The sequence below is a fragment of the Aureimonas phyllosphaerae genome (assembly GCF_900113065.1).
In the GTDB taxonomy this organism is placed as follows: Bacteria; Pseudomonadota; Alphaproteobacteria; order Rhizobiales; family Rhizobiaceae; genus Aureimonas; species Aureimonas phyllosphaerae.
Genome location: NZ_FOOA01000020.1, coordinates 19,392 through 34,465, shown reverse-complemented (window position 1 = coordinate 34,465; position 15,074 = coordinate 19,392). Strand labels below are relative to the sequence as shown.

The following is a 15,074-nucleotide window of genomic DNA, read 5'->3' as shown; positions in this document are numbered from 1 at the left end:
GACGACCGCGTGCCTCGGCCGGGCGCCTCTCTCCCACGCCGTCGTTCGACGCCCTCGCATTCCTGCGACCGCCTTGCGGCCAGCGGCACGAAGGAGATCCTCATGCACGTATTCCTCACCGGAGCGAACGGCTGGATCGGCTCGGCGATCGCCGACGGCCTGATCGAGGCCGGGCATTCCGTCACCGGACTGGTCCGGTCCCGCGACAAGGCGGAGGCTCTGGCACGAAAGGGGATCCAGCCCCTCGTGGGAGGGCTGGCCGATCATGACGTGTTGCGGGCCGGAGCGTCCGCGAGCGACGGCATCATTCACACCGCCTTCGGCCTCGACCTGTCGAAGATCGCGGAACTGGCCGAGGAAGAGCGCCGCGCGATCGAGACCTTCGGCGAGGTCGTCCGGGGCTCCAGCCGCCCCGTGATCGTCACCGGCGGCGTTCTCCTGACGCCGAGGGGAGAGGTCTTCGACGAAAGCGCCCGGCCGCCCGTCGATCCGGCCTTCCCCCGCGCATCCGAGCAGACGGCCTTCACCCTCGCCGAGCGCGGCATCCACGCCTCCGTCGTCCGCAACCCGCGCTCCGTGCACGGGCAGGGCGAGCGCCACGGTTTCGTGCCGATGCTGGCCGCCGTGGCGCGACGCACGGGCGTCTCCGCCTATGTCGAGGACGGAAGCAATCTCTGGCCCTCCGTCCATCGCCTGGACGCCGCGCGCGTCTACCGGCTTGCGCTGGAGCGCGGCGCCCGCGGAGAGGCCTTCCATGCCATTGCCGAGGAGGGCGTCCCCTTCAGGCAGATCGCCGAGGCGATCGGCCGGCAGGTCGGCGTCCCGGCCCGGTCCCTGTCGCCAGGGGAGGCCGAGGACCACTTCGGCGGCCTCGCGGTCTGGGTCGCCGGTCATGGACCGGCCTCCTCGGCCCGGACGAGAAAGTCGCTCGGCTGGGAGCCGAGGGAGATTGGCCTCGTTGCCGACATCGAGCGTCGGACCTACTCGGACTGACGATCACACTCCCTCGAAACCTGCGCCAGAGCGGTCCGAAGCCGATCGGCCGGACGTCGGCCCTCGGCCGGGAGCCGGAAAAACCCGGCCGCCAGTTCATTCGGGATGACGGGTCGAGGATGCGGGCAGACCATTCAGGCTGGAAACGAGCATCCTCCTGCCCGATCGTCCGCCTCGGTCACGATGCCAACAGCCGGATCGCAGGTGCGGCTGCGACCTCGGCGGCGTCCCCGGGCGGCGTGTAGCAGATGTGGCGCGCCACCTCCTCCAGCGCGCGGCGTTCGCGCCGCGCGAACTCCAGCGCCGCCTCGCGCGAGACGAAGATGCCGCCGCAGCAGTTGCAGGGGCCCTCGACGATCCAGCTTCCGTGCCCGCCCGGACGCAGCGTGAACGCCAGGGGGTCGGGTTCGATCTTCGACACCGCGCTCATCGGGCGGCCTCCAGGCCGGCCACATGCAGCATGGGAACGCGCGGCGGGATCGCCTCCATCGTGTCCCTGACGCACGCCGCCTGACGGCGCGCGTCCCGGCACAGGGTGTGAAGCGGCAACCGGACGGTCGTCTCGCACCCGACGCTCTCTTGCAGCAGTTCCTTCAAGGCCGCGACGCCCTCGGCCTCGACGAGATCGACGAGCGGGCGAAGGCGGGACTGGAACTCGCGCGCCAGGGCGCCGTCGTTGCCCCGGATCGCATCCCACAGACCGACGACCAGCGTCGGCGCGACGTTCGCGACCGCGCTGAACAGGCCGTCCGCTCCGAGAAGGCCGCTGGCCGCTGCCGTCGGCTCGTGTCCTGCCAGGAAGGCGACACCGTCGCGGGCCCTTGCCATGCACTCGACATGCAAGGGGTTGGCGGAATGGTCGATGATCGCCGCGACGTTGGCGATCTTGGTCAGTTCCGCCATCTGGCATGACGACAGGTGAACCTTGGTGGCGGCCTCGTCGAACTCGAGGAACAGCGGCAGCTCCGTCGCGGACGCGACCGCCTGGACGTGCGCCTGGATCCCGGCGAACGAGGGCTTGTTGTAGAAGGGCATGACGAGGACGAGGCCGTCCGCGCCCGTCCTCTCGGCATCATAGGCGAGCGCGATCGAAGCGGCCGTGCTCGGCGTGCCGACATGGGCGAGAATGGACATCCGCCCCTTTGCCGATACGGCCGCCTCGATCACCTCGATGCGCTCGGCGCGGCTGAGGTTGGAGCCCTCGCCCGCCCAGCCGGCGACCGCGACGGCCGATACGCCGCTGCGGGCCTGCCAGCGCGTGAGCGCGGCGACGCGGAACATGTCCACTTCGGTGAACAGGCCGACGTCGGAATCGAAGTCGGACTTGAAGGGCGTGATCAGTGAGGTCATCACGCCGGAGAATGCGGAACCCATCGAAGGAGCTCGCTCCCGTTGTTTCGATGGGCGGAATGTCGTCCCAACCGCATAAAGGATCGATACGAGTTTTCGGCCGGTCGGCACCTGTCTCCAATCCCGTCCGAACGGATGGGCATCTCGAGAAGCCTGTCCGCCGACGCTCCGGCCCCGCCCCCCCCCGGGACGAGGCGACGGATCCGGCCGTTCGTTTCGATAGCCCATCGCGGCGTCGGCTGGCGCAATCGGCGTCGACAACCCCGGCGGCCGGCCCGGAGCGCCGGCTGAGGTCGGCAGACCCGAGCTGCCGCCGCGCCCCATCTCGTCCGACCGCGTCATCGCGTCTGGCCACACGCCGCCCCGCCGTTCTAGAAGGTCGCCGGGGCATGGTCCTGCCCGCATCGTTTCTCCCGGTTGGCGTGGGTTCGCATGCCGTTTCTGACCCGTCGCCGCTTTCTTCGAACGCTCGGCCTCGGCGCCCTCGCGACGGGCGCGCTGGGCTCCTATGCCTTCGCGCTCGAGCCGATGTGGCGGTTGAGCGTCGCACGATACGCGTTCACGCCGCCCGGCTGGCCGAGGGGGCTTCGCCTGCGTCTGGCGCTCGTGGCGGACGTCCATGCCTGCCACCCCTGGATGCGGCCGGACCGCATCTCGGACATCGTCGATCGGACCAACGCGCTCGCGCCCGACGTGACGCTCCTTCTCGGCGACTATTCCGTCGGCATGCGCCGGTTCAAGACGGCCGATGTCCACCCGTCCGTCTGGGCGTCGATCCTGGCCGGGCTCCGGGCGCCGCTCGGGCGCTACGCGGTCATGGGCAACCACGACTGGTGGGAGGACGAGGCGGCGCAGCAGCGAGGGCACGGACCCACGTTCGGGCAGGACGCGCTGGAGCGGGCGGGCCTGCCTGTCCTGGAGAACCAGGCCGTCCGCCGGTCCAAGGACGGCCATCCGTTCTGGATCGCCGGCCTTGGCGACCAGCTCGCTCTTCTGCCCAAACGCCAGTACGGCCGCAGCGCCTGGCGGGGCGTCGATGACCTGCCGGCGACGCTGGCCGCCGTCACGGACGATGCGCCCGTGATCCTGATGGCGCATGAGCCGGACGTGTTTCCGGACGTACGGGCAGCGACGCGTCCGGTTGCCCTGACCGTGTCCGGCCATACGCATGGCGGCCAGATCCGGCTCCTCGGGCACTCGCCCGTGGTGCCCTCGCGATACGCCAATCGCTATGCCTACGGCCATGTGGTCGAGCCGCGATCCGACGGCCGCGACGCTCACCTCGTCGTGTCGGGAGGGCTCGGATGTTCCATCGCGCCGGTCCGGTTCGGCGTGCCGCCCGAGATCGTGGTGATCGACCTCGGGGACGACCACCCGCCCTCCGCAGGCGTGTAGCGCACGCCCGGAAAACGCCTGGCGCACAGCACCGCCGTTTGAGCGCGCGGCCGATGGTCGGCCCGCAAGCGGCGTCGGTCCGGAGCTTCTCGGCAGAATCCTGTTTCGCCGTGCCAAGCCCTCCGCCATCGGACATCCTTGGACGGGCCTCGTCGGCTGCAATCGAAGGGCACGGTGCGTTTCGCAGGTCGCCCGACGGCTTGCACCGGACGTCGTTCGGCTGACACCGACCGCCCGCTGCCAGCTCGGCGAAAACATGTCGCCAACACCCGAGTCGAATTGACATTCGACATAACCTTCGCGACAAATGTCAAAAATCGAAACGTGGGGAGGCCGGTTCGCTCAGCGAGTCGGTGACGTTTCGAGCCAGGATCGTACGGGAGGTGCGGTTTGCTTCGCAGTTTCGACCGGCAGAGCGTCTTTCTCGGCCTGCTCAACGTCGCCCTTCTGACGGCGGGCGCGTGGCTGGCCGGGGCCAACTTCATCGACAGCTACAATCTCCAGTCGATGGCGGCGCAAGTCCCCGAACTCGGCCTCCTCGCCTTCGGGGTGATGCTCGCCATGACCTCGGGCAACGGCGGCATCGATCTGTCCGGTATCGCGCTTGCCAACCTGTCGGGCATCGCGGCCCTGATGCTGGCCAAGCTGTTCGTGGCGCCCGACGTGGCGCCGAACCTCTTCTCGTGGGGTTTTGCCGGTTTCGCGCTCGCGATCGGCCTCGTCGGCGGCCTCGCCAACGGGCTGGTGATCGCCTACGGCCGCCTGACCCCGCTGATCGCGACCCTCGGCACGCAGCTCCTCTTCACCGGCATCGCGGTGTTCCTCACCAACGGCTCGGCCTTGAGCCTCGGCTACATCCCGCCGCTCGATGACTTCGGCAACTCCCCGATCCTCGGCATGCCGATCTGCTTCGCCCTCTTCCTCGTCGTCGCTGCCGTGATCGCCTTCGTCCTGCGCTTCACGCCCTTCGGCGTTCGCCTGATGCTTCTCGGCAGCAACCCGAAGGCCGCCCGCTACGGCGGCATCGCGGAACACCGGATGATCGTCCTGACCTACACCGCGAGCGGCCTCCTGTCGGCGATCGCCGGTATCGTCATCGCAGCCCGCAATGCATCGGTGAAGTGGGACTACGGCGGCTCCTACGTCCTGATCGCGATCCTGATCGCGGTCATGGGCGGCGTGAAGCCTGAGGGAGGCTACGGGAAGGTCGGCTGCGTGCTTCTGGCCGCCACGGCCCTCCAGATCCTGTCGAGCCTCTTCAACTTCATGGACATCTCGAACTTCTTCAGGGACCTCGCCTGGGGCGTCCTGCTCCTCGCGCTCCTGGCCTTCGCCAGGTTCGATTTCGGCACTTGGCTTCGGCCGAGCCGCTGAAGACACGCAGACCGCGCGGTTTTTCGGCGGGAGAAGGCCAGGAAACCGCGCTCGCATTAGCACATCCAACGGGAGGATCCGCATGACCACACTCCGCAAGCTCGCCGCCTGCACGGCGCTCGGCCTCGCCCTCGGGGCGGGTGCCGCCGCGGCCCAGGACAAGCCGACCATCGTCACCGTCGTGAAGGTGACCGGCGAGAACTGGTTCACCCGCATGAACCAGGGCGTCGACGCCTACGGCGCCGAGCACTCGAACGTCGCGACGAGCCAGGTCGGTCCGGCCAAGGCCGACGCCGCCCAGCAGGGCCGCATCATCGAGGATCTCGTCGCCAAGAACGTCTCGGCCATCGCCGTCGTACCGATGGATCCCTCCGCGCTCGAAGGCGTGCTGCGCCGCGCCGAGCAGCGCGGGATCAAGGTGATTACCCACGAGGGCGACAGCCTCGTCAACACCGCGGTCGACATCGAGGCCTTCGACAACAAGGCCTTCGGCACGCGCATCAACGAGAAGCTCGCGGCCTGCATGGGCCAGTCCGGCAAGTGGACGAGCTTCGTCGGCTCGCTCGGCAGCCTGACGCACAACCAGTGGGTGGATGCGGGCGCCGAGAACGCCAAGAAGTATTCCGGCATGGAGCTGGTGGCCGCCAAGAACGAGTCCTTCAACGACGCCAATAAGGCCTACGAGAAGGCCAAGGAGATCCTGCGCCGCTATCCCGACATCAAAGGCTTCCAGGGCTCGTCCGCGATCGACGTGATCGGCATCGGCCGCGCGGTGGAGGAGGCCGGGCTCCAGGACAAGACCTGCGTCTACGGCCTCGGCCTGCCCAAGGACACCGGCCCCTATCTCGACACCGGCGCGGTCGACGAGATCTTCTTCTGGGACCCGAAGGATGCCGGCTACGTCATGAACGTCGTCGCCAACATGGTGCTCGACGGCAAGGAAGTGACCGACGGGATGGACCTCGGCGTGCCCGGCTACAACAAGGTGTCGGTGAAGAAGGGGCCCGGCAAGGGCGTTATCGTCCAGGGCGAGGCCTGGGTCGACGTCGATAAGGCCTCCTACAAGAACTATCCGTTCTGAGCCGCGGCGCGAGCGTCGCGTCCGATCGCTCCGGGGCCGTCCTGGCCCCGGAGCACGACCGCCTTCATCGGGATCCCATCATGTCCGTCGTTCCAGCGCCGCTCACGGTCGACGCCGCTCCTCCGCTCCTGGAGATCCGGGGCGTGCGCAAATCCTTCGGCGGCGTCCATGCGCTGAAGGTGGTCGACCTCGTGATCGAGGCGGGCCGCGTCTACCATCTCATGGGCGAGAACGGCTGCGGCAAGAGCACGCTGATCAAGATCATCTCGGGCGCGCAGGCCGCGGACGAAGGCCAGATCCTGGTCGACGGCAAGGCGACGGGCAACCGGGCCGGAGACATCGGACCGATCGGCGCGCTGCGCGCCGGGATCGAGACGGTCTACCAGGACCTGTCCCTCCTGCCGAACCTTTCGGTCGCCGAGAACATCGCCTTCACGGGTCAGCTCGTGGCCGCCGACGGGCATCTTGCGCGCCGCCTCGATACGAGAGCCCTCTTCGACACGGCGCGTGCCGCGCTCGCCAAGGTGCAGCTGCCGACCGACCGCGAGTTCCTGACCCGGCGAACCGACACGCTGCCGCTCGCCGTGCGCCAGCTCGTCGCCATCGCCCGCGCGATCGCCGCCGATGCCCGGCTCGTCATCATGGACGAGCCGACGACCTCGCTGACGCGCCAGGAGGTCGACAATCTCCTGCGGGTCGTCGAACGGCTGCGTGCGGGCGGCGTCGCCGTGCTGTTCGTCACCCACAAGCTCGAGGAGTGCAAGGCGATCGGCGGGCGCGCCATCATCATGCGCGACGGGCGCAAGGTCGCCGAGCTCGACGTCGCGGACCATTCCAAGGCCGAGTTCATGTACTGGATGACGGGGCGCGAGATCAGCGAGGCGCGCTACCGCTCCGAGCCGACCCTCGGCGTGACACGTCTCGAGGTCGAGGCGCTCGGGTCGGACGCGTTCCACGACGTGTCCTTCTCGCTCCGGCGCGGCGAGATCCTCGGCTTCACGGGCCTTGCCGATTCCGGGCGCAACGAACTCGCGCTGGCGCTGGCGGGTGTCCGCCCCGCCCGCACCGGGCGCATCCGGCTCGACGGCGCCGCGATCGAGATCGGCACGCCGAGCGAGGCCATCGAGGCCGGCGTCGGCTACGTGCCGGAGGACCGCCTCACCGAAGGGCTGTTTCTCGAAAAGTCCATCGAGGAGAACATCACCCTGCCGGTGCTGGAGCGCCTGCGCGGCGCGCTCGGCATCATCAGCGGCCGACGCGCCCGCAGGCTCGCGGAGGCCACGGTGGCCGACCTCCAGGTGGCGACACCGAGCGTCGATCTCCCGGTCCAGTCGCTCTCGGGCGGCAACCAGCAGCGCGTCCTGATCGGCCGCTGGCTGACGATCGAGCCGCGCCTCTTGATCCTCCACGGTCCCACCGTCGGCGTCGACGTCGGGTCGAAGGACACGATCTTCCGCATCATCCAGCGGCTCGCCGATCGCGGCATGGCCGTCATCATCATCAGCGACGACCTGCCCGAGCTTCTGCAGAACTGCGACCGGATCGCGGTCATGCGGCAGGGGGCGATCGTGGCCGAGCGACCGGCCGAGGCATGGAGCGAGGAGACGATCTACCGCGCGCTCGCCTCGGCGGGAGAGGGCAGCCAACCATGACCGACATCGCCTCGACCCCGACCGCCACGGTGCCTCCCCTCCATTCGCGCCTGTGGGAGCGGATGGTGCGCCGCCCGGAACTCTTCACGCTGGTCCTCGTGATCCTCACCTGCATCGCGGTGACGATCGCCAATCCGGACTTCCTGCAGGTCAACAACCTGTTCGACGTCCTGCGCGCCTCGGTCGTTCGCGGGCTCTTCGCCCTCGGGGTGCTGGTGGTGCTGGCGGCCGGCGGCATCGACGTGTCGTTCACCGCGATCGCCGCGCTCATGATGTACGCGCTGACGATGCTGGCGACGAACCATGTGCCCGACATGCCGCTTGCGGTGTTCTTCCTGCTGGCCGCGGGCGGTGGCGCGCTTCTGGGTGCGGCCAACGGCCTTCTCGTCCACACGCTTCGCGCGCCCTCGCTGATCGTCACGATCGGCACGCAGTACATCATCCGCAGCTTCCTCCTGACCTTTGTCGGGACCGCGCTGTTCATGAACATCCCGACCGCCATGGACGCCTTCGGCCGGGCCTCCCTCTACACCCACACGGCACCGGGCGGCGGCATTTCGCTTCTGCCGGCGACGGTTCTCGTCCTGCTGGTGGCCTCGGTCGTGACCTGGTTCATCCTGGAGCGCACGCTGATGGGTCGCGCGGTGTTCGCTGTCGGCGGCAATCCGGGCATCGCGGAGCGGCTCGGCATCAGCCTGTTCCGGGTGCGCGTGTTCGTCTTCGCCTATGCCGGGCTCCTGGCGGGGATCGCGGGCGTCGTCCACGTCGCCTCCAACCGCCTCGCCAATCCGTTCGATCTGGCCGGCATGGAGATCGACGTCATCGCCGCCGTGGTGCTGGGCGGTGCGCGCATTACCGGCGGCTCCGGCAGCGTCGCCGGCACGCTGCTCGGGGTCTTCCTGATCACGCTGGTCAGCAACGTCCTGATCTTCGTCGGTATTCCGAGCACGCTGCAGCTCGCCATCGTCGGCGGCTTCATCCTCCTCGCCGGCACGATCTTCGCGCTCGGTCAGCGCGGCTGAACGCGCCGCATCCTCGTCCTCCCGCCCTCGAAGGGACCCCCATGTCGCACGACGTTTCCGTCATCGGTCTCTACATCCTCGACGTCCTCGGGCGCCCGGTGGACGCCATTCCGCCCGGCGGGCAGGTCGATTTCATCGACGAGATCCGGCTGACGGTGGCGGGCACGGCGGGCGGCACGGTGGTGGACCTCGCCAAGCTGGGCCTGAACTGCCTCGCCGTCGGCGCGGTCGGCGACGACGAGAAGGCGGATTTCGTCCTCTCGACGCTCCGGCGCTTCGGCGTCGACACGTCCGCGATGCAGCAGCTTTCGGGCGTGCCGACCTCGGCGACCATCCTCAACATCCGGCGCGACGGCAGCCGCCCGGCCCTTCATGCGCGCGGCGCCTCCGATCATTTCGAGGTGGCCGACGCGGCCCTCGACGCCGTGCTCGCGCCGCCGATCGTCCATCTCGGCGGCACCGGCCTCCTCGCAAGGCTCGACGGCGAGCCGAGCGCGCGGCTCCTCGCGGAGGCGAAGCGGCGCGGCCGGACCGTCACCTTCGATCTCCTGGGTGCGGGACCACAGACCCTCTCGCTCATCGAGCCGCTCCTGCCCCACATCGACTATTTCATGCCCTCGATCGAGGAAGCGCGCGACATTTCGGGCACCGCCGACGTGCGGGGCGCCGCCGCGTTCTTTCTCGATCGGGGCGTCGGGCAATGCGTCTTCACGCTCGGTGGCGACGGTGCCTGCTTCGTTTCGGCCGGCGGCGAAAGCGTCCGCCAGCCCGCCTTTGCGATCGAGGTCGTCGACACGACGGGTTGCGGCGACGCGTTCGACGCCGGCTTCATCACCGCGCTCCACCACCGGATGGACGTCGCGACCGCCCTCGCCTTCGCACAGGCCTCCGCCGCCCTCGTCGCGACCGGCCTCGGCTCGGATGCCGGCATCCGCTCGTTCGAAGATACGCTCGCCTTCATGAACGAGACACCGCGCCGGGACGCCGACGGACCGGCCTGAGAGGGCAAGGCGGCGACGGAGGGTCACCACGCCGACGCTCTTCACGCCCGGGACCCCGGACATACCTCATCCCCTCGCGGCGATGGCGCCGAGTTCCTCGAGGTCGAGGTCGCGCTCGAGGTCGTGCATCGTCTCGTCGTCGATCTGCTGCGTCCGGTGCAGCCGGATGAGCTCGGCGCGCCCCGCCGCGACGGCTGCGAGGATGACGTCGAAATGCGCGCCGATGCTCTCCTGGCGCTCGTCCATCGATCCCTGGAACTCGGTCGAGATCGTCGCCCGGCGCCGGTAGCTGTCGAGAAGGCGCGGGTGAAGGAGCGTGCCGTCGTCGGAGTAGGCGCGGCGCTCGACCGCCACCAGCTGCGCCCGCAGCATCGCGGCCTCGGCCGCGAAGAGATCGAGCGGCGGATGGGCCCGCTCGTCCTCCCGCAGGCCCGCCCAGCGGATCACCAGACCGAGCGTCGTGCCCTGCACGAGCACGGTCGCGATGATCGCGGCAAAGGCGATCACCAGCATCAGGTCGCGCTCGGGCATGGTCTCGGGCAGGCTGAGCGCGACCGCGAGCGTGACCACCCCGCGCATGCCGGCCCAGCTCGCGACGGTCGCGGCCCGTGCGCCGAGCGGTTCGGCGGCGCGCCGGCCCGAGCGCTTCAGCTGCTTGAGGACGGCGTCGCCCGCGAACACATAGGCGAAGCGCGCGAGCGTCATGGCGGCGATCACCGCCGCGGCCGGCACCGCCATGTCCTGCCAGACGACGCCGATGCCGCCCACCCGCTCGAGCACCCCGCGCAGCGACAGGCCGATCAGGATGAAGACGGCCGCCTCCATCAGGAAGATCAGCGTCTGCCAGAAGGCCACCCCGCGCAGCCGCACGCTCGCGGTGAAGATCGTGTGCTGGTACCAGCCGCAGACGAGGCCGGCCGTCACCGTGGCGATGACACCCGAGACATGCAGCACCTCGCCCGCGATGTAGCTGACCCAGCAGACGAGGACGGAGGCGGCGATCATCAGGTAGTCGTCGCCGAGGCGTCGCAGCAGGAGCACCCAGATGGCGCCGATCGCACCGCCGACGAGAAGGCCGCCCCCGACCAGGAACGCGAAGCTGCCGAGGGCCTCGCCAAGGCTGAACGTGCCCGTCAGCGTGGCGGCGACGGCGAAGCGGAAGAGAACGAGACCGGTCGCGTCGTTGAGAAGGCTCTCGCCCTCCAGAAGCGTGCCGAGCCGTCGCGGCAGCTTGACGCGCTGGAGAACCGCGCGCGCCGACACGGCGTCCGGCGGCGAGACGATGGCGCCGAGCGCGACGCAGGCCGCCCAGGGCAGGTCCGGCACGACGATTTTGGCCGCCAGCGCCACGGCTGCCGCCGTGAACAAGACCGCGCCGACCGCCAGCGAGGCGATGCCCGCCAGGTGCCGACGGAAGGGGGCCAGTGCCGTGAACCAGGCTCCGTCCATCAGGAGCGGCGGCAGGAAGACGACGAGCACGAGCTCCGGGTCGAGCTCGACCTGCGGCAGTCCGGGCAGGAAGGCCAGGGTGCCCCCACCCACCATCAGCGCCACCGCCGGCGGCAGCGACAGGCGTTGCGCAACGTAGTGCAGCACCAGGACCGCCACGAACATCGCGACGATGAGTTCGAAGAGTTCTACGGGGTGCATCGAAATCCCGCGCGGTCGAGGAACAACTCGCGGCATCCTTGCTGCAAAGCCGCGGAGATCGCCAGTGGACAGGCGGCGGGAGCCGGACAATCCACGGCTGAAGGCGCGGCGCCGGGCGCGCTGGCCGAACGTCGACGAGGTCGCGATGGGGATCCCCGCCCGCGACCGGATGCGGTCCGTCCCTGCCCTTTTCGCCTGACCGCGGTCGATGGGCGGCTGCCACGGCCCCGGCGAGCGAGCCTCAGGCGGCCGGCGCGGATGCCGCCGCAAGGCGGCTTTCCACCGCGGCGCGATGGCGCGTTCCCCAGTCGCAGAGCGGCATCAGCGCCGCGACGAGCGTCAGGCCGAAGGGGGTGATCGTGTAGTCGACCCGGGGCGGCACCTCCCGGTAGTCGCGCCGCACCAGGACGCCCGCACCCTCGAGGTCGCGTAGCTGCTGGATCAGCACCTTCTCGCTGATCCCCTCCACCAGCCGCTTGAGGTCACCGAACCGCCGGGGCCCGTTCTGGAGATGGTAGAGCACCAGCGGCTTCCACTTCCCGCCGACGACGGCCAGGGCGACGTCGAGACCACACTCGGAACTTCCCGCCGCCATCGCTTCCCTACCACTTACCTTTATGTCAGTACTAAACAAAACATCCGCGCCCGTCCATATCGCATCCGTCCAACGACAGGAGAACGAGATGGGCAGGCTGGACGGCAAGATCGCGGTCATCACGGGGGCCAACAGCGGCATCGGACTGGCGAGCGCCAGGCGTTTTGCCGAGGGGGGCGCCCGCGTCTTCATGACGGGCCGGCGGCAGGAGGAACTCGACCGGGCGGTGGCCGACGTCGGGCATGGCGCGCGCGGCATCCGGGGCGACATCGCCGACATGGGCGACCTCGACCGCCTCTTCGAGACGGTCCGGGCGGACGCCGGCCGGATCGACGTCCTGTTCGCCAATGCGGGCGGCGGCGAGTTCGCCGCACTGCCCGACGCGACGGAGGCGCATTTCGATCGCACCTTCGCGGTCAACGTGAAGGGCACCTTCTTCACGGTCCAGAAGGCCCTTCCGCTCCTTGCCGACGGCGCGTCGGTGATCCTGACCGGCTCCACCGCCGCGACCACCGGCATTCCGGCCTTCAGCGTCTACGGCGCCACCAAGGCCGCGATCCGCAGTTTCGCGCGCGGCTGGATCGTCGACCTCGCGCCGCGCGGCATACGCGTGAACGTCCTCGTTCCCGGCGCGACCTCGACCCCCGGCTGGCACGCGCTTGCCCCGGGCGAGGAGGCGAACAAGGCCTTTGCCGCCGCATCCGAAGCGGCCTCGCCGCTCGGCCGCATGGGGCGGCCGGAGGAGATCGCCAACGCCGCGCTGTTCCTGGCGTCCGACGAGAGCAGCTTCGTCACGGGGAGCGAGCTGTTTGCCGACGGTGGCGCCGCGCAGATCTGACCGAAGCGCGATCGGCGTCCCGTCCGGCCGCGGCCCGACGGGACGCCCGCAAGGCGCAGGCCGCGTCAGGTCACCCGCCCTCGGGCGGTGACGGGCCACGGCTCCAGCGTGCCGTCCGGCAGGCGGACATGGACGGCGTCCATCATGTTGGTGACGACGCAGGCATGGTTCGGGACGATCTCCACCCGGTCGCCGACCGCGAGCGCGAGAGCTCCCTTGCCGGTAAGGCGGCCGTGCTCTTCCGACAACTGGTCGATCGCGACGTCCGGCAGCCCGACCACCATCCCGTAGCCGTCGAGGCCGAGGAGGTCGGAGGTGAGGACCTTCGACCCGGCGTCGATGATCGCGCGATCGGGCGTCGGCTTCGAGACGACGGTGGCGACGACGCGTAGCGCGCAGTCGGCAAGCTCGGCGGCCCCGCGCGAGACCAGCGAACGGTCGTTGTAGACATAGGTTCCCGGCCGATACTCGGTGACGACACCGTCGTTCTCGACCTGCCAGAGGTCGGGCGTGCCGCCGGACGTGACCACCGGCACCCGCAGACCGTCGGCCTCGATCGCCGCCTTGGCCGCAGCCAGGAAGGCGGTGGCCGCCGCATGGCCGCCGGCCGCGGGATAGGTCATCAGCCCGCCGAAGGCGAGGCCGGGCGCACCGGCGATGCGCTGCGCGAGGCGTGCCGCCTCCGCCGGCGTCTGGACGCCGCAGCGTCGCCCGCCGGTGTCGCACTCGACAAGGACGACGAGCGGCTGCGGCTCGTGCGCAAAGGCGGCGGCGAGGCCGTCCACCACCGCCTCGCTGTCGGCGACGGTCGACAGGCGCACGCGCCGCGCCAGCGCCCGCAGCCGATCGAGCTTGGCCGGGCCGAGGACCGGATAGGTGAGGAGGACGTCGGGGATCGCGGGGTCCTCGTCGAGGAGGGCCTCCACCTCGCCGATCTTCTGGCAGGTGATGCCGACCGCCCCGGCGTCGAGCTGCGCGCGCGCCAGCCGGGCGAGCTTGTGGGTCTTGATATGGGGCCGGATGGCCAGCCCACGCGCCGCCAGATGGGCCTGCGCCCGGGCGATGTTTCGCAGCGCGATGTCGAGATCGATCACCACCGCCGGTGTCTCCGGTTCGCCTGTCACGATCCCTCCCGCAAGCCTGTTGACAAATATCGAGGCATGTCCACTGATAAGGCAATCCGCTGTTGCGGTCAAATGTTCATTACAACGGACATCAGCTCTGGAGGGAATGGCAATGGGTGTGAAGGCTGTAGTTCTGGGGCTCACGGCGACGGCGTGCGCCGCACTCCTCCCCGCGGGCGCCGAGGCCGCCAAGCTCGACGACGTTCTGGCGCGCGGCACGCTCGTGGTCGGCACCGGCTCGACCAACGCGCCCTGGCATTTCAAGGACGCGTCCGACACGCTGCAGGGCTTCGACGTCGACGTGGCCAAGATCGTCGCCAAGGCGCTCTTCGGCGACGCGGAGAAGGTCGAGTTCGTCAACCAGTCGTCGGACGCCCGCATCCCCAACATCACCACGGGCAAGGTCGACATGACCTGCCAGTTCATGACCGTGACCGGCGAACGCGCCCAGCAGGTCAACTTCACCATCCCCTACTACCGCGAGGGCGTCGGCCTGATGCTGAAGGAGGGCGGCCAGTATGCCGACTACAACGCGCTGAAGGCCGCCGGCTCGTCGGTCACCATCGCGGTCCTCCAGAACGTCTACGCCGAGGAGCTCGTCCACAAGGCGCTGCCGGAGGCGACCGTCGACCAGTACGAGGCGCAGGACCTCCTCTATCAGGCGCTCCAGTCCGGCCGCGCGGATGCCGCGGCCACCGACCAGTCCTCGATCGCCTGGTACGTCACGCAGAACCCCGGCCAGTACAAGGACGCCGGCTACGGCTGGAGCCCGCAGACCTATGCCTGTGCCGTCGCCAAGGGTGACCAGGACTGGTTGAACTTCGTCAATACCGCGCTGCACGAGGCGATGACCGGCGTCGAGTTCGACACCTATGCCGCCTCGTTCAAGAAGTGGTTCGGCAAGGATCTGCCGCCCCCGGCGATCGGCTTCCCGGTCGAGTTCAAGTGATATCCGGCGGTCCGGGCCACTGCGCCCGGACCGCCTCGCGCCCCACGCCC

14 protein-coding genes are annotated in these 15,074 nt (G+C 69.6%); 9 read left to right on the top strand and 5 right to left on the bottom strand.

Annotated features, from left to right (window positions below):
- Positions 1–102: 102 nt before the first annotated feature.
- Positions 103–993 (top strand): SDR family oxidoreductase, encoded by an 891-nt coding sequence (locus BM175_RS18435; RefSeq protein ID WP_090965669.1) that lies wholly within the window; start codon positions 103–105, stop codon positions 991–993.
- A gap of 178 nt (positions 994–1,171) precedes the next feature.
- On the opposite strand, the gene BM175_RS18430 is transcribed toward BM175_RS18435, so the two are convergent.
- The gene (locus BM175_RS18430; protein WP_090965667.1) at positions 1,172–1,423 is read right to left on the bottom strand and encodes a hypothetical protein; all 252 of its coding nucleotides are present in this window, start codon (positions 1,421–1,423) and stop codon (positions 1,172–1,174) included.
- Positions 1,420–2,367 (bottom strand): dihydrodipicolinate synthase family protein, encoded by a 948-nt coding sequence (locus BM175_RS18425; protein WP_175526910.1) that lies wholly within the window; start codon positions 2,365–2,367, stop codon positions 1,420–1,422. Before BM175_RS18425 ends, BM175_RS18430 begins: the two co-directional genes overlap by 4 nt.
- Before the next feature lie 408 nt (positions 2,368–2,775).
- Between BM175_RS18425 and BM175_RS18420 the strand changes: the two genes are divergently transcribed.
- The 6 genes from BM175_RS18420 (at position 2,776) to BM175_RS18395 (ending at position 9,868) form a co-directional block, all read left to right on the top strand.
- Positions 2,776–3,738, top strand: a complete 963-nt coding sequence (locus BM175_RS18420) for a metallophosphoesterase (RefSeq protein WP_090965663.1) — start codon at positions 2,776–2,778, stop codon at positions 3,736–3,738.
- A 390-nt stretch (positions 3,739–4,128) separates the two neighbouring features.
- Entirely contained in the window at positions 4,129–5,112 is a 984-nt protein-coding gene (locus BM175_RS18415; protein ID WP_090965661.1) for an ABC transporter permease, read from the top strand.
- 82 nt (positions 5,113–5,194) lie between these two features.
- Entirely contained in the window at positions 5,195–6,193 is a 999-nt protein-coding gene (locus BM175_RS18410; protein WP_090965659.1) for a substrate-binding domain-containing protein, read from the top strand.
- Between the two features lie 80 nt (positions 6,194–6,273).
- A complete protein-coding gene (locus BM175_RS18405) occupies positions 6,274–7,845 on the top strand; it encodes a sugar ABC transporter ATP-binding protein (RefSeq protein WP_090965657.1) in 1,572 nt (523 codons plus the stop codon).
- Entirely contained in the window at positions 7,842–8,867 is a 1,026-nt protein-coding gene (locus BM175_RS18400) for an ABC transporter permease (protein ID WP_090965655.1), read from the top strand. The genes BM175_RS18405 and BM175_RS18400 overlap by 4 nt, the downstream gene beginning before the upstream one ends.
- A gap of 41 nt (positions 8,868–8,908) precedes the next feature.
- The gene (locus BM175_RS18395; RefSeq protein WP_090965653.1) at positions 8,909–9,868 is read left to right on the top strand and encodes a carbohydrate kinase family protein; all 960 of its coding nucleotides are present in this window, start codon (positions 8,909–8,911) and stop codon (positions 9,866–9,868) included.
- A gap of 66 nt (positions 9,869–9,934) precedes the next feature.
- On the opposite strand, the gene BM175_RS18390 is transcribed toward BM175_RS18395, so the two are convergent.
- Entirely contained in the window at positions 9,935–11,518 is a 1,584-nt protein-coding gene (locus BM175_RS18390) for a Na+/H+ antiporter (protein WP_090965651.1), read from the bottom strand.
- 241 nt (positions 11,519–11,759) lie between these two features.
- Positions 11,760–12,113, bottom strand: coding sequence for a winged helix-turn-helix transcriptional regulator (locus BM175_RS18385; RefSeq protein WP_090965650.1), 354 nt, complete (start codon positions 12,111–12,113; stop codon positions 11,760–11,762).
- A gap of 88 nt (positions 12,114–12,201) precedes the next feature.
- Between BM175_RS18385 and BM175_RS18380 the strand changes: the two genes are divergently transcribed.
- The gene (locus BM175_RS18380) at positions 12,202–12,951 is read left to right on the top strand and encodes an SDR family oxidoreductase (RefSeq protein WP_090965648.1); all 750 of its coding nucleotides are present in this window, start codon (positions 12,202–12,204) and stop codon (positions 12,949–12,951) included.
- A gap of 65 nt (positions 12,952–13,016) precedes the next feature.
- On the opposite strand, the gene BM175_RS18375 is transcribed toward BM175_RS18380, so the two are convergent.
- Positions 13,017–14,075, bottom strand: a complete 1,059-nt coding sequence (locus BM175_RS18375) for an alanine racemase (protein WP_090965646.1) — start codon at positions 14,073–14,075, stop codon at positions 13,017–13,019.
- A gap of 112 nt (positions 14,076–14,187) precedes the next feature.
- On the opposite strand from BM175_RS18375, the gene BM175_RS18370 reads away from it, so the two are divergent.
- Positions 14,188–15,024: a transporter substrate-binding protein gene (locus BM175_RS18370; protein ID WP_425285291.1), complete on the top strand. Its 837-nt coding sequence runs from the start codon at positions 14,188–14,190 to the stop codon at positions 15,022–15,024.
- Positions 15,025–15,074 lie beyond the last annotated feature (50 nt).

Coding starts and splice junctions, on each gene's coding strand:
- BM175_RS18405 (WP_090965657.1), top strand. CDS start 6,274: ATGTCCGTCGTTCCAGCGCCGCTCACGGTCGACGCCGCTCCTCCGCTC.
- BM175_RS18370 (WP_425285291.1), top strand. CDS start 14,188: ATGGGTGTGAAGGCTGTAGTTCTGGGGCTCACGGCGACGGCGTGCGCC.
- BM175_RS18420 (WP_090965663.1), top strand. CDS start 2,776: ATGCCGTTTCTGACCCGTCGCCGCTTTCTTCGAACGCTCGGCCTCGGC.
- BM175_RS18395 (WP_090965653.1), top strand. CDS start 8,909: ATGTCGCACGACGTTTCCGTCATCGGTCTCTACATCCTCGACGTCCTC.
- BM175_RS18430 (WP_090965667.1), bottom strand. CDS start 1,423: ATGAGCGCGGTGTCGAAGATCGAACCCGACCCCCTGGCGTTCACGCTG.
- BM175_RS18380 (WP_090965648.1), top strand. CDS start 12,202: ATGGGCAGGCTGGACGGCAAGATCGCGGTCATCACGGGGGCCAACAGC.
- BM175_RS18410 (WP_090965659.1), top strand. CDS start 5,195: ATGACCACACTCCGCAAGCTCGCCGCCTGCACGGCGCTCGGCCTCGCC.
- BM175_RS18400 (WP_090965655.1), top strand. CDS start 7,842: ATGACCGACATCGCCTCGACCCCGACCGCCACGGTGCCTCCCCTCCAT.
- BM175_RS18390 (WP_090965651.1), bottom strand. CDS start 11,518: ATGCACCCCGTAGAACTCTTCGAACTCATCGTCGCGATGTTCGTGGCG.
- BM175_RS18435 (WP_090965669.1), top strand. CDS start 103: ATGCACGTATTCCTCACCGGAGCGAACGGCTGGATCGGCTCGGCGATC.
- BM175_RS18385 (WP_090965650.1), bottom strand. CDS start 12,113: ATGGCGGCGGGAAGTTCCGAGTGTGGTCTCGACGTCGCCCTGGCCGTC.
- BM175_RS18425 (WP_175526910.1), bottom strand. CDS start 2,367: ATGGGTTCCGCATTCTCCGGCGTGATGACCTCACTGATCACGCCCTTC.